A 14,076-nucleotide genomic window follows, 5' to 3' on the forward strand; every position below is an offset into this window, starting at 1 on the left:
CGACCATTCGACCTTCTCCAAGCACCGGCACGGGCGCTTCCGCGACAGCGACGCGTTGCGCCACGTCTTCGAGAACGTGCTGCGGCGCTGCATGAGCGAAGGCCTTGTACGCGGTGAAGGATTTGCGGTGGAGGGGAGCATCATCAAGGCGGACGCCAAGCGCGCTCGCGGTGGCGTGGGGGCCGACACCACCGAGTGGAGCAAGGGCGATGGGCCAAGCCGCGCTGTTCGCGAATACCTTGCAGCCCTGGAAGAGAGCAATCCGCCAGTCGATGATGCGGATGACCCACCGGGACCCCCGACCCCCGAAAAGAACATCTCGTTGACCGACCCTGCAGCGCAATGGACGGCCGCTCCAGGCCGCCCTGCCTTCTACACCTACTCAACCAACTACCTGATCGACTTGCAGGCAGGAATCATCGTGGACGTCGAGGCGACGCCTGCGCACCGTACGTCCGAAGTGGAGTCGACCAAGACGATGATCGATCGCGTTGAGGAACGCTTCGGCATGAAGCCCCAGCGCCTGGTTGGGATACAGCCTATGAACAGGCCCGATGCTCGGGTGGATGGTCGAGGACAAGGGCATCACGCCGCATGTGCCCGTGTTTGGACAAGAGCGAGCGCAAAGACGGCACGCTGTCGAGCAGTGAGTTCGCCAACGAATACCGCTGCCCACAAGGCCACGCGCTACTCAGCGATCGTCGCAAGTTCACCAGGCCACGCGATCGCATCACCAAGGCCGGAACGATCCTCTACAGCGCGAGTGAGCATAACTGCATCGGATGCCCAATCAAGCAACAGTGTTATCCCAATATGCCGAACCGAAGGATCGCGCGCAGCGCGCCCGAGCGATCTCGGGATGTCGCTCGCCGGCTCGCCGCCACGCCTGCGTACAAGCAGTCTCGGCGGGATCGAAAGAAAGTCAAGATCCTCTTTGCGCACCTGGAGCGCATCCTCAAACTGGATCGCCTGCGATTGCGCGGGCCGCCGGTTACGCAAGATGAGTTCCTGTTGGCGGCAACCGCACAGAGCCTGACGCGCACGTCAAAGCAACTGATGCCAGGCGTACAAGCAATGCACTTCAAGACGACGTGAAAACGCCCGCAGAAGCTTCGCGAACGATTCGATCCTGCTGACGAACTCGAAGCCCGAAAAGCCAGTGCCGCGTATCGCGGGCGGCCCAGTGTTCGAGACGAGTTTTTCAACAGAATTGGCCCGGGTGAGGTCAGTCGGACGCAGCGGGTGCTTCTACCCAAACGACCTCATCGGGGTGACGCACGTTGGTGGTATCGGATGATCGCCGCCACGCACGTCTCCGTTTTACGCTTCCCACGCGATCGTGTTGTCTGAAAACGGGTCACTTCACCATGCCGGCCACTTCGCGCAGCAACCCGTAGAGGTCGAACAGCGAGCGCGGTGCGACCCGTAGCCCGGATCGGTCCACGTCCTCGACGATGGACCGCGCACCGCTATGCAGCGGCCCGGCGGCAGGCCATGCCGTCGTCCTGGGTCCGGGCGACATTGCCGAGCAACTCTCGGATATCCCGCGCTGCGCCACGGCCACCGGGTCGCTTCTCCCACGTTCGACCAGATGCACGAGGCTGACGCCGCCCCCGTGCAGCCCAATCATCGCGTCGATCACCTCCGCGAGCAACGGCTGCAAGCCCCTGATAGTGAGCCGCCGTGTCGAGCACTCGTGCAGGCGGCGCAAGCCCGTCGCCTCGCTGGACGAATCCCGCAGCGCCTCCTCACGCTCCATGGCCTCGCGGTCCAGGCGTGCCGCTAGGCAGGGCCTCAGCATTCGGAACAGCCTGTTCAGGCTGGACCCTAGTTCTGTGCAGCTGCCTAAACACGCCGTTCGGGCGGTCGTCGCGCAGCGCTCAGGCCGTCACCGTGCCAGCCTCCGTCCCCGCTTCCGCCTCTGCTTGCACTTTCGTCTTTGTCGCGTCGGCGCGCCGCTTCGGGGCCGTCCCGTCGGACACCTTGTCGATGCGGAGCGCCTTCTGAACCGGGTCGTAGCCGAGCTTCACGCTCTGGCCCGCAGACACTTCGCCCTTGAGCATGGCAGTTGCCAGCCGCGATTCGACCTCCGAGCGCAGCTTGCGCTTGAGCATGCGGGCGCCGAACTCCGGGTCGTAGCCGATCTCCGCGAGGTGGTCGACCAGCGAGTCGTCGAACTCCAGCTGCACGTTCTGCGCGGCCGCCGTGCGCGCCACGCGCTGCAGCTGGAGCCCGACGATGGCATGAATCTCCGGCCTGCCCAGCGCGTGGAAGACCACGACCTCGTCGACTCGGTTCAGGAACTCGGGCCGGAAGTGGTGGCGCAGCAGTTCCATCAACCGGTCGCGCAGCGCCGGGTACTCGAGAACTTCGCGATCTTCGGCCTTGAGGTTGCGCTGGATCACGTCCGACCCGAGGTTGCTGGTGGCGATAACAATGGTGTTGGTGAAGTCGATCACCCGCCCCTTGCCGTCGGTGAGGCGCCCCTCGTCGAACAGCTGCAGCAGGATGTTGTGCACCTCGGAATGCGCCTTCTCGATCTCGTCGAGCAGCACGACGCTGTAGGGCCGGCGCCGCACGCGCTCGGTGAGCTGGCCGCCCTCCTCGTAGCCCACGTAGCCCGGCGGCGCGCCGACCAGCCGGGCGACCGTGTGCCGCTCGGAATACTCGCTCATGTCGATGCGCACCAGCGACTCCTCGCTGCCGAAGACCGTCGCCGCCAGGGCCTTGGCCAGCTCGGTCTTGCCGACGCCGGTGGGCCCGAGGAACAGAAAGGTCGCGGTCGGCTTGCCTGCTTCGCCCAGGCCGGCTCGCGCCAGGCGCACGGCCTCACTGACGGCGTGTACCGCCTCCTCCTGGCCGACCACGCGTTCTCGCAGCCGGTCTTCGAGCTGGAGCAGCTTCTCGCGGTCCTCGGTGGTCAGCTCGGACACCGGCACGCCGGTCAGCGCCGAGACGATTTGCGCCACATCCTCCACGCTCACTTCGGAAGAGCTGGTGCCACGCCGCTTCTTCCAGGCCGCAGTCGCGTCGGCGAGCTTCTTCTCGTCGCCCTTGATGCGGTCGCCCAGGTCCTTGGCCTTGTCGTACTGCTTGGCCGCACCGGCGGCGTCCTGCTCCTGACGCAGCTTGCGGACGTTCGCTTCGATATGCTGCAGCTCGTGCGGCCGGGAGCTGGCATGGATGCGCACCCGTGCCGCACCCTGGTCGATCAGGTCGATCGCCTTGTCAGGCAGGAAGCGCGCGGCAATGTAGCGTGCCGAGAGCTTGGCGGCGGCCTCGATCGCGCCTTCGCTGATCTTCACCTTGTGGTGCGCCTCCAGGCGGTCGCGCAGGCCGCGCAGGATCTCGATCGTGTCCTCGATGCTGGGCTCGGGCACCATCACCGGCTGGAAGCGCCGCTCCAGCGCTGCATCCTTCTCAATGTACTTCTGGTACTCATTGAGCGTGGTCGCGCCGATCAGGTGAAGCTCGCCGCGCGCCAGCGCGGGCTTGAACACGTTGGCGATGTCCAGCCCGCCTTCGCCGCCGCCGGCACCCGCGCCGACGATGGTGTGCAGCTCGTCGATGAAGATGATCAGCTCGTCCTGCCTGTCGATGATCTCGTCGAGCACCTGCTTGACGCGCTCCTCGAATTCGCCGCGGTACTTGGCGCCCGCGACCATGCTGTTGACGTTGAGCTCCATCACGCGCTTGCCGCGCAGCACGTCGGGCACCTGGTCCTGCACGATGCGCTGCGCCAGGCCCTCGACGATCGCGGTCTTCCCGACGCCGGGTTCTCCGATCAGCACCGGGTTGTTTTTCTTGCGGCGCGCCAGCACCTCGATCGTCGTTTCGATCTCCTGGGCGCGGCCGATCACCGGGTCGAGCTTGCCCTGTCGGGCCAGTTCGCTCAGGTCGCGGCCGTACTTGTCGAGCGTCGGCGTGCCGCTGCGCTGCTTGAGCTTGCCTTCCTCGGCACCCTTACCGACGACCTTGACGACCTTCTGGCGCAGCGACTGCGAATTGAGGCCGAGTTTGCGCAGCAGTTCGCCGGCAAAGCCGTCTTCTTCTTCCACGAGGCCGATCAGGATGTGCTCCGGCCCGACATAGCTGTGGCCAAGTTCGCGCGACACGATCATGGCCTGCTCAAGGGCGCTCTTGGCGCGCGGCGACACGCCGATCTGCGGCGTCTCGCCCTTCTCGACCTTGCGCTCGCCGCGGGGCGCGTTCTCTTCGATGTTCGACCGAAAATCCGACTCCGACAGTTTGTAGTCGCGCAGGATCTCCTGAACGATTTCGTTGTCGAGCAGCGCCAGCAGCAGGTGCTCGGTGTCGACCTCGTCCTTGCCGTACTCCAGCGCCTTCTCGGCTGCGACCTGGAGCCGATCCATCGCCGCTTCGTTCAGGAAGCTGCGCAGGTCCACCGCCTCGCGCGAGCGCTGGCGCCGCGGCGCGCCGGCATGTGGCCGCGCCTTGTCGCCGCTTGCGCCGCCGGCGCCTGGCGACTCGCGGAACAGCGAGCCGCGATCGCCGAAGAAGCTCTGGAACTCGTCGAACAGACCGCCGCCGAACAACGACTCGAGCGGCGAGCGCCCGAAGGCGTTGCCCATCGCCTCGGCATAGTGTTCGTCGCAAAGTGCGACCTGGCGGGTCTTGCCGCCTTCGCGCAGGGTCAGTTGGGTGGAGGCGGGGCGTCCGCACACGTCGCACTTGGCCATGACTGCTCCTTCATCAGGCGGTGTATTCGAACTTCGGCAGAGCCTTCAGCTCGTCCTTGCTCGCCTTGGGCAGCACGGCCTTCGGCGCGATGTGCGTGAACTGACGCACCGGAATCGCAACCAGGTGCTTACCCATGCCGAGAAAGCCGCCGACGTTCACGATCGCGGTCGAGAGGTTGCCGTCGGTCGAGACCACGAGGTCGTCAACCTTGCCGATCTTTTCGCCCTTTTCGTTGTAGACATCCTGGTGAAGCAGCTTCGAGGCGCGGTAGCCGGTGGCGACCAGCTGCGTTTCGGCGATGGTCACGCCGATCGTGGCCTTCGCGGCCACAGGTGCCGGGGCCGCCTTGGTGGCCGCTTCCTTCGGCGCTGCGGGGTCAGGGGCCGCTTGGCCGCCGGCGAGTTGCGTCAGGCCGAGGCCGAGCATTGCACAAGCGACGCCGGTGCGAAGATGTTTCGTGTCCATGATGTATTACTCCTTAGGGGTTGAAGAGAATCACTTGATCTCGAGCTTGCGCGAAGCCTTGGTTTTGCCGGCCTTCTTTGGTAGACGCAGCGTCAGCACGCCCTGGTCGAACCGTGCCTCGGCGTGCTCCAGGTCCACGCCATCGTGCAGCGGCAGCACGCGCTGGAAGCTGCCGAAGGCCCGCTCGAGCGGATAGCAGGCGGCCTTCCCGACCTGCTTGGCATCCACGCGCTTCTCGCCGCGCAACACCAGGACGTCGTCTTCGACGTCGATCTCCAGGTCCTTCTTTTCCATGCCGGGCAGCTCCGCGGTGAGACGCAATGCGTCGCCGTCGTCGACGATGTCGATGCGCGGCTCGAACAGGCACGGGCCGAAGTCGCCGAACCAACCGCTTGTGCCGCCGAAGGGGCCGCGCAACGGGCCTGGCAGCATGTTGAAGGGATCCAGCGCCTGCAGCAGCTGCGTCGGTGCGGGCCACTCGGTGGACGAGCGCGCCTGCGACGATGCCTCGGGGGTGGTGCCGCTGTCGGCAGGCCGCGCGGCCGCGCTGCCTCGGTTGAACTTGAAAGGAAACCACTTCTGTGGACCGAGTGTCATGTTCATGCTCCTGGTAGAAACTGAAGACGCTCAATGGCTGCCGGCGGGCAGCGGTGCGTGCGTCGCGGGTTCTTTTGCTGCCCGTCTGATGTGCAAGCCCATGCCGAGCAGCAGCACGCCGGTGAGCACCGCATGCAGGCTGATCAGCCACACGAGGGTCAGCGCGCCAGCCCCGGGCACCGCGATGACCAGCGCGCCGAACACCAGCGAAACGACGCCGCACAGCACCAGTAGCCACTGCCTGCGCAGCACGCGGCGCAGGCGGATCGCAAGCACGATGTCGAGTGCACCAGTCAATACCGCGTTGACGCCCATGACCAGCACGAGCACGAGGGCGGTCAGCGTGGGATAGACCAACGTATAGACGCCGGCCCCAACGCTCACGATGCCCAGCAGCAGAAGCAGCCACCATTGCCGATCGCTGCGCCGCCTCACGAAGGCGGCCGCCACCGAGGCGAAACCGCCCACCAGCGTGTAGGCCGCGAACATCGCCAGGAGCAGGATCAGCGTGAGGCCCGGCCACGCGATCGCGAGCACGCCGAACAGGATCGCGAATGCCCCGCGCAGAATCAGCATCCAGGACGCCGCGCCGTCGGCTTGCGTCTTCGATGACTCGTCATGCGCCCCGGGATCTGCCTTGGTCGACATCTGAATGCTCCTTCGTATAAGTCGGTGGGAGGATCGAGGCTAGGCCGCCGGCGACGACCTGTCTTGCCCGATCCTGCCGTTCGTACCGCAAAGGTGCGCAGCCGGACTCAGAGACCGATCGTGATGCGGTTCTCGACCGCGCTGACGCCGGGCGCCTTCCAGGCCGCGCGCTCCGCCTCCTCGCGCTCGGCCCAGGCGCGCACCCTGCCCTTGAGGGTCACCTTGCCGCCGTCCACCTCGACCGTGATCCGCTCGGCGTCGGTTTGCGCGCTGCGTAGCAGCGCCTCCTCGACCTTCTTCTTGATGTCCGAAGGTTGCGCCTTGGGCTTCACCTCGATCAGGTTGCTGACGCCCTTCACGCCGGCGAGATTGCGCACTACGCGCTCGGCCTGCTGCTTCTTGTATTGCCAGTCGACCGTGCCCTTCAGGGTGACCCAGCCCTTGGAGACGGTGACGTCGATCTTTTCCCGCTCCAGCAGAATGTCCCATTGCAGGGCGCGCGCTGCGGAGGCGGCGATGTCGGAGTCGTTGCGCTCGTAGCTGGTACCCAGCCGGACCTCGATGTCGTTGGCCACGGCCTTCACTCCGCGCACGCGATGCGAAGCCTCTTCCGCCGCCCAGCGCTTGGTGTAGGAATCGACATAGCCGGTCAGCGTGACGACGCCTTCCTTCACGGCCACGCCGATCTCGTTGGATTGCACGCGTGGTTCCCATTTCAGTTCGGCCAGCACCTCGTTCTGAATATCGAGGTCGGTGCGGGCAGCGGTAGCAACAGTCATGGTTGATCCTCTATCTGTTCATCCAGCGCCCGCAGGGGAGAAGCGACTTCCATCCGACAACCACACGCGGGCGCAATGGCGCGAAAGTCGGTTGCTTGAAGAATAGGTCGGCAGACCGGCCCGGTCTTGCTCAGACCTGCGCAGCTATTTCGCGGGGCTGCGCGCAACGAATCAAGCGTCTTCCGCGCTTTCATCCGGAAGCTGCGCGAGCGGCTAAACACGCCGCAGTGATGCCCCTGCGGACTGAAGCCCGCCGGCCGCGACGTCGATCTGCGCCATCTCGCTGTCGCGCGGCAGCGGCCTCGCACGCTCCACGCGTTGCATCACTACCAGGTAGAGACGCGCTCGGTGACCTGCTATGCGGCCTTCGCTCGCGGTGCCATGTGCTTGAAATGCGACGCGCTGTCCTTCGCCAGTATGCGCAGGAATGCGGAAGACGGCTGCGGCCGCTGCGCCTACGCTGACCTGTCGAGAGTCAGTCATTGGAGATCAGGAGCAGGCATGCCGAGCCGACGATTCTCGAATCTGACGAAACCCCCGCTTCGCAGTACTGAATGCGCCGAACCCCACTCAAGGAGAAGCCCGATGAAGCGCCTGTTCCTCTTCCTCGCCACCAACCTCGCGGTGATGCTGGTGATGTCGGTCACGCTGCGGCTGCTGGGCGTGGACCGCTTCCTGACTGCCAATGGGCTGGACGTCGGCGCACTGATGATCTTCTCGCTGGTGATCGGCTTCGGCGGTTCTTTGGTGTCGCTGCTGATGTCCAAGCAGATCGCAAAATGGTCCACCGGCGCGCGGGTCATCGAGCAGCCGCAGAGCACCGACGAGGTCTGGCTGCGCGACACCGTGCACGCGCTGGCGCGGCGCGCGGGCATCGGCGAACCGGAGGTCGCGATCTACCCGGGTGCACCCAACGCCTTCGCGACCGGTGCCTTTCGCAACGCATCGCTCGTGGCCGTGTCGACCGGCCTGATGCAAAGCATGAACCGCGCGGAGATCGAGGCGGTGCTCGGCCACGAGGTGTCACACGTCGCCAACGGTGACATGGTGACCATGAACCTGGTCCAGGGCGTGGTCAACACCTTCGTGGTGTTCTTCGCGCGCATGGTCGGGTACCTGGTCGACAGGCTAGTGTTTCGCCGCGACGATGACGAACACGCCGGCGGCGGGATCGGCTATTACGCAACCGTGTTCGCCTGCGAGATCGTGTTCGGCATCGCCGCTTCGCTGATCGTGGCGTGGTTCTCGCGCCACCGCGAGTTCCGCGCCGACGCGGGGTCGGCACACCTCTTGGGAACACCGGAGCCGATGATCCGCGCGCTCGGCCGCCTGGGCGGCATCGAAGCCGGTGAGCTGCCGCAACCGCTTCGGACGCTTGGCTTCGCCGGCCTGCCGTCGTGGATGCATCTGTTCGCGAGCCATCCGCCGCTGGAGCGACGCATCGCGGCGCTGCAGGTGGGACATGAAAGCCCCGTGCCGTGGGCGAACTGAGGCTCCGATCATGGCCTTCAACGATTTGAGAGCCCCGCCGTCGCCGGCGGGGCCGGCGCTGGTGAAGATCTACGGACGGCTGGGCAATGCCGCCGCCTGGGTTATACGCGACTTCCTGCACCGCAGCGACGTGCCCTTCGAATGGGTCCCTCTGCCGAGCGACGAAAGCGCACGCAGCAAAGCGCAAGTCGACCACCTGCACGATGCGCGCCTGCCGGTCTGCCTCTTCCCCGACGGCACACGCATGGAATGCCCGACGATCCGGCAGATCACCGAGAAGCTCGGCTGGTTCAGGAATCCGTCGCGCTCGGAATACGACCTGGCCATCTACGGCGCCGGGCCGGCCGGCCTGAGCGCCGCGGTGTACGCCGGGGCCGACGGCCTGTCGACCGTTCTGGTCGAGCGCCTGGCGGTCGGCGGCCAGGCCGGCAGCAGTTCGAAGATCGAGAACTACCTGGGATTTCCGCAGGGCATCAGCGGCATGGACCTCGCGGAGCGCGCCCGCGACCAGGCGTGCAAGTTCGGCGTCGAGATCCTGCTCGCCCGCGAAGGCGTGCGCGCAGAACTGGAGCCCGGACGCGGCGTGGGCGTGCTCGAGGACGGCACTCGAATCGTCGCGCGCGCCGCGATCTGTGCCACCGGCGTGGCCTACCGGCGGCTCGGACTGCCCAACGAGGATCAGTTGATGGGCTCCGGCCTCTACTACGGCGCCGGCGCCAGCGAGGCACCGCTGGCGCGCGGTCAGCATGTGTTCATCGTCGGCGGCGGCAACTCGGCCGGCCAGGCGGCGATGCACTTCGCGCCGCACGCGAGTCGCGTCAGCATGGTGATACGGGACGCATCGCTGAAGGGCACCCTGTCGCGCTACCTGATCGACCGCATTGCCACCAGTGCCAACATCGAGGTCCTTGCGCGCACGGAGGTGAGTGCGCTGCACGGCGATGCCGCGCTGCGCGAGATCACGTTGCGCGACCTCGCCACCGGTGCCGAACGCCGCGTCGCGACGCAATGGCTCTTCGTGTGCATCGGCGGCGAGCCGCAAACCCATTGGGCGGAATCGATCGGCATGGAGCGTGACGAGGCAGGCTACGTCCTCACCGGCCCTGATCTGCTGCAAGGTGGCCGGCGCCCGCCGCAGTGGCCGCTGGACCGCGAGCCGTACTTTCTCGAGACGAGCACCCCAGGCGTCTTCGCGGCCGGCGACGTGCGGCACAACGCGGTGCGCCGCGTCGCGTCGGCGGTGGGCGAAGGCGCGATGGCGGTGGCCTTTGTGCACCGCCATCTCGACGCCAGCTGAATGTCGCCTTCTTCACACGTCATCAACTGCCAATAGGCCCGCCGCAGCCGTCACCCCCGCAATTGGACACGAATCGCAGGCCCCAGGAAGACGCGGCGCAGGTGCGATTCCTATGCTCGACCCATCACATCTTTGACCTGCAATCTCAAGGAGACCCGATGAAGACACTTTCCCTCGTCGTCGCGCTGGCTCTCGCCCCGTGCGCACAGCCAGATTCCAGGACCTCATCCATGGATACGGACGATGTGCCCGTCGCGGCAGCGCACCGGGAGCAATGACATGGACGGCTACCAATCCATCCTGGTTCACCTGGATGCCTCGCCGCGCTGCGCGGAGCGGCTCGCGATGGCGCGCAAGATCGCGCCGGCCCACGGCGCGGCGACCCTGATCGCGCTGCTGGCCATCGAGCCGCGCTTGTTGCCCTTGCCGCTGCGCGTCGATGTCGAGGCCCTGGCCGTGCCGATCGTGCCCCAGATCGACCCCGAGCATCGCGACTTCGCCCGCACCCTGTTCAACGGGGCCCTGGCCTCCGGCGATCCGGCCATGACCTGGGCGGAGGTGCCGGGCGATCCGCCCGTATGGGGCACGGCGCAGGCCTCGCTCTATGTCGATCTGATGGTGCTGGGCCAGCATGATCCCGAAGAGCCGCGAACGCGGGACGTTCCGAGGGACTTCGTCGAATCGGTCGTGATGGAAAGCGGTAAGCCGGCCCTGGTGCTTCCGTATGTCGGGCGTTATCCGGCCGTCGGCCAGAACGTGCTCATCGCATGGAAGCCCACGCGCGAATGTGCCCGCGCCGTTGCCGGCGCGCTGCCGCTGATACGGCGCGCCAAGCGCGTGCACGTGGTGTCCTGGGGACCGGACAACTACGGCCCGGCGGAGACCACCTTCGGCATCGTGCGCGCGCTGCGCTGGCATGGCGTCGAGGCGTCCGCGAACCGCTACCCCGACGAGCCGAGTGAGCTGGGCGAGCTGCTGCTGTCCCACGCCGCGGATCAGGCCAGTGACCTGCTGGTGATGGGCTGCTACGGTCACCATCGCATCCACGAACTGCTGCTCGGCGGCGTGACGCGGACCGTGCTGCGCTCGATGACGCTGCCCGTGCTGATGGCGCATTGAAAGAGGGAGGCCACATGTCAGCAGTAATCCATGCAGGCGAACGCGATTTCGAATCGACGCTCGCCGCGCAGCAGAATCCGGTGCTGGTCGATTTTTCGGCCTCCTGGTGCGGACCGTGCCAGGCCATGGCGCCGGCGCTGGAGTCCTTCGCGGAGCGCCGGCGTCAGGAACTGGCCGTCGTCAAGGTCGACATCGACGAGGCGCCGTCCATCGCGGCGAAATATGCGATCCGTTCGGTGCCCACGCTGATGCTGTTCCACCAGAGCCAGAAGCTGGCCATGCAGCCGGGGATGATGAGCGAGTCCCAGCTCGCCGCCTTCGTGGACCGGCACCTGCCGCGCAGACCTGCCGCGGTGCAACAGGATCCGGGGCGCCCGCAGATCGACCTGGACTGGTAACGAGCCTGCTGCGCCGGAAGGCGGGCCGTCAGGACGCTTCCTTGCGCGCACGAAGTTCGGTGATGAATTGGTCCGCAGGTGTGAAGAAGGGGTTCTCGTGCAGCACGCCACCGAGAATAGTGACGGGGTGCGTGCGCAGGACGTCTGCCATCAGCGCCGCACTGGTCTTCGAAAGGTCGTACATGCACACCACGGTATCGCGCCCTTCCGGCACTACGTCGTTGAGGCGGGCTTCGTACTCGAGGAAGTCTTCCACGCCCGGCCAGTCTTCGCCAGCCCATTCGGCGTGACCGGTGATCCGTGAGATCGGGGTCTGCGCACCGCCCGAGATATGCTGCTGGATGAAGCTGAGCATGCGGGAAACGTCGAAGTGCCCGTCCCGCAGGTACATGTCGAACACCGAGTGGACCTCGAGCATCCCTTCGCGCTCCTCCTGCGCGACGTCGATGCCGGCCGCATAGAGCTGCCGCAGATGTTCATCGCGAAGCGACGCGTCAACGATCTGGAAGGCCCGATCGCCTCGCTCGAGCCCATCCTTGATGAAGGGCATCATGATGCGGTTTTCCTCCTCGGCGGTGCGGAAGAAGGCGCAGATGTGGCGGTACTTGCCCAGTGTCGAGCCTGCGATTTCCATGGCGACCTGTTCGCCCTGACCGGACGACAAAGCCACGAGGCCGGTGAAACTCGAATTCATGATATTTCCTCCAGGTTTTCTGCCAACGTACGCCAAACCGCGCGCGGCGCGAGCGGTCGCACGCGGATCCTCAGAATCTTTTAGCACCTTTCTGAAAAAGAAAGTGCACTTTCCGAGGGCGATCCGTGCCACGCTTGCTGGTTGCCCTTGAATCGCAGACCATGGATGAAACCGCCATTGAAATCCGCCGCCTTCAGGACTGCATCAGCGGACTGATGAGTTTGCTCGCTCTGCCGTCCCTGTGGGACAGCCGCGACCCAATGTCCATCCTGCGAACGTTGCTTGAGATGCTGGCGCGCATGCTGGCCCTGGACTTGGCATACGCGCGGCTGGACGGCGAGGCGGCGCCGATGCTCGAGCTGGCACGCAGCGAGCATCTGCCCGACATCGCCCGACGTGCGGACGAGATCGGCGCAGTCATCGAGCCGTGGCTACTGGCACAGCACCCCGGCGTGCCCTATGTGGTGCCGAATCCGTTCCAGCAAGGCGATCTCCGCGTCACGCACCTATGGCTCGGCGTCAAGAAAGAGGTCGGAGTGATGCTGGCTGCCTCCCGGCGCCCCGGATTTCCGAGCGCCACCGAAACGCTGCTGCTGCGGGTGGCCGCGAACCAGGCGGCCGTCGAACTCCAGCGGGCACAGCTGGCCGCCACCCGACAGCGCGCCGAGGCCGCGGAACGGCTCAACGACGAGATCAAGGCGCACAACGCCTACCTGCGCCAGGAAACCGAACAGCCTTGGGGCGAGATCATCGGTCGCAGCAAGTCGCTCGCACAGGCACTGGCGCTGGTGGAGCGCGTTGCGCCGACCAATGCATGCGTCCTCGTCCAGGGCGAGACGGGGACCGGCAAGGAGCTGATCGCGCATGCCATACACCGGCTCAGCCGCCGCCGGCAATACCCCTTTGTCCGGCTCAACTGCGCAGCCATCCCCACCGGGCTGATCGAAGCCGAGTTGTTCGGACACGAGAAAGGCGCCTTCACCGGAGCCGTCGGCAAGCGCATCGGGCGCTTCGAACTGGCCGACAAGGGCACCATCTTCCTCGACGAGGTCGGCGAGATTCCGCTTGAACTGCAGGCCAAGCTGTTGCGCGTGCTGCAGGAGCACGAGTTCGAACGCCTGGGAAGCACCCACACGCAGAAGACCGACGTGCGTCTGATCGCGGCGTCCAATCGCGATCTGGCGCGGATGGTCGCCGCCCGCACCTTTCGCGACGATCTCTACTACCGCCTGAAGGTATTCCCGATCGAGACGCCGCCCTTGCGCCATCGCGCGGACGACATCCCCGTGCTGGCCCAGCACTTTCTGCAGGTTCACGCGCGCGCCAACAACCGGTCAATCACGACCATTGCCCCCGAAAGCCTGGCGGCGCTCTGCCGGTATTCCTGGCCGGGCAACGTGCGTGAACTGTCGAACTTCATTGAGCGCTGCGTAATCCTCACGCAAGGCGCCACGCTGGAAGTCCCGGCCGGCGAATTGAAGCTTCGCCCCAATGCGGAAGATGCCTCGGACGAAAGTCTCGAACGCATGGAGCGCCAGCATATCCTGCGGGCCCTGGAAGAATGCAACTGGGTCATCGCCGGCCCTGCCGGTGCGGCCGCCAAGCTGGGCATGAAGCGCACGTCGCTGCAATCCAAGATGCAGAAGCTCGGCATCACGCGCAATTGACCGCGCTGCCGAAATGCCGGCAGCGGTGACGGAGGGCCGGCAGCCCCGTGCCTCATCAAGCGAGTCGCGAGCGCGGTCCTGCTGGCCCAAACCCTTGTCACGCCTCGTGATTTTGCAAGGCAGCGCGTCATTCGCCCGCGCTCGCGACATCGGCACGTCCCTTGCGAGATGAACAGCATGCCTGTCGTCGGCAGCGCAGGAAACAGTTGAAGAAGGGGGC

General features: G+C 65.9%; 12 protein-coding genes and 1 pseudogene. 6 read left to right on the top strand and 7 right to left on the bottom strand.

Features of this window, described 5'->3' with window-relative positions; translation table 11 throughout:
* Positions 1-1,095 (top strand): annotated as a pseudogene (locus QTH97_RS31785) (transposase); the annotation flags it as partial.
* Between the two features lie 262 nt (positions 1,096-1,357).
* Here QTH97_RS31785 and QTH97_RS31790 read toward each other — a convergent pair.
* The 6 genes from QTH97_RS31790 to QTH97_RS31815 all read right to left on the bottom strand — a co-directional run bounded on the left by QTH97_RS31790 (position 1,358) and on the right by QTH97_RS31815 (position 7,190).
* A complete protein-coding gene (locus QTH97_RS31790) occupies positions 1,358-1,801 on the bottom strand; it encodes a hypothetical protein (RefSeq protein ID WP_286572583.1) in 444 nt (147 codons plus the stop codon).
* Between the two features lie 79 nt (positions 1,802-1,880).
* Positions 1,881-4,700 (bottom strand): ATP-dependent Clp protease ATP-binding subunit, encoded by a 2,820-nt coding sequence (locus tag QTH97_RS31795; RefSeq protein WP_286572584.1) that lies wholly within the window; start codon positions 4,698-4,700, stop codon positions 1,881-1,883.
* 13 nt (positions 4,701-4,713) lie between these two features.
* A complete protein-coding gene (locus QTH97_RS31800; protein ID WP_286572585.1) occupies positions 4,714-5,166 on the bottom strand; it encodes a PRC-barrel domain-containing protein in 453 nt (150 codons plus the stop codon).
* A gap of 30 nt (positions 5,167-5,196) precedes the next feature.
* Positions 5,197-5,763, bottom strand: a complete 567-nt coding sequence (locus QTH97_RS31805) for an Hsp20/alpha crystallin family protein (RefSeq protein ID WP_286572586.1) — start codon at positions 5,761-5,763, stop codon at positions 5,197-5,199.
* Between the two features lie 30 nt (positions 5,764-5,793).
* Positions 5,794-6,411, bottom strand: a complete 618-nt coding sequence (locus QTH97_RS31810; RefSeq protein WP_286572587.1) for an HdeD family acid-resistance protein — start codon at positions 6,409-6,411, stop codon at positions 5,794-5,796.
* Between the two features lie 107 nt (positions 6,412-6,518).
* Complete coding sequence (locus QTH97_RS31815; protein WP_286572588.1) at positions 6,519-7,190, bottom strand: BON domain-containing protein; 672 nt, start codon at positions 7,188-7,190, stop codon at positions 6,519-6,521.
* A 585-nt stretch (positions 7,191-7,775) separates the two neighbouring features.
* On the opposite strand from QTH97_RS31815, the gene htpX reads away from it, so the two are divergent.
* The 4 genes from htpX to trxA all read left to right on the top strand — a co-directional run bounded on the left by htpX (position 7,776) and on the right by trxA (position 11,495).
* Entirely contained in the window at positions 7,776-8,681 is a 906-nt protein-coding gene (gene htpX / locus QTH97_RS31820) for a protease HtpX (protein ID WP_286572589.1), read from the top strand.
* A 10-nt stretch (positions 8,682-8,691) separates the two neighbouring features.
* Positions 8,692-9,978 carry an NAD(P)/FAD-dependent oxidoreductase gene (locus QTH97_RS31825; protein WP_286572590.1) on the top strand — a complete coding sequence of 429 codons (1,287 nt, stop codon included), beginning with the start codon at positions 8,692-8,694 and terminating at the stop codon, positions 9,976-9,978.
* A gap of 279 nt (positions 9,979-10,257) precedes the next feature.
* Positions 10,258-11,097 carry a universal stress protein gene (locus tag QTH97_RS31830; protein ID WP_286572591.1) on the top strand — a complete coding sequence of 280 codons (840 nt, stop codon included), beginning with the start codon at positions 10,258-10,260 and terminating at the stop codon, positions 11,095-11,097.
* 14 nt (positions 11,098-11,111) lie between these two features.
* Positions 11,112-11,495, top strand: coding sequence for a thioredoxin (gene trxA / locus QTH97_RS31835; protein WP_286572592.1), 384 nt, complete (start codon positions 11,112-11,114; stop codon positions 11,493-11,495).
* 28 nt (positions 11,496-11,523) lie between these two features.
* Here the strand turns inward: trxA and QTH97_RS31840 are convergent, their stop codons facing one another.
* Positions 11,524-12,321, bottom strand: a complete 798-nt coding sequence (locus tag QTH97_RS31840; RefSeq protein WP_286572593.1) for an MEDS domain-containing protein — start codon at positions 12,319-12,321, stop codon at positions 11,524-11,526.
* Between the two features lie 29 nt (positions 12,322-12,350).
* On the opposite strand from QTH97_RS31840, the gene QTH97_RS31845 reads away from it, so the two are divergent.
* Complete coding sequence (locus QTH97_RS31845) at positions 12,351-13,856, top strand: sigma-54 interaction domain-containing protein (protein ID WP_286572594.1); 1,506 nt, start codon at positions 12,351-12,353, stop codon at positions 13,854-13,856.
* The last annotated feature ends 220 nt before the right edge of the window (positions 13,857-14,076 follow it).

The organism is Variovorax gracilis (assembly GCF_030317115.1).
In the GTDB taxonomy this organism is placed as follows: Bacteria; Pseudomonadota; Gammaproteobacteria; order Burkholderiales; family Burkholderiaceae_C; genus Variovorax; species Variovorax gracilis.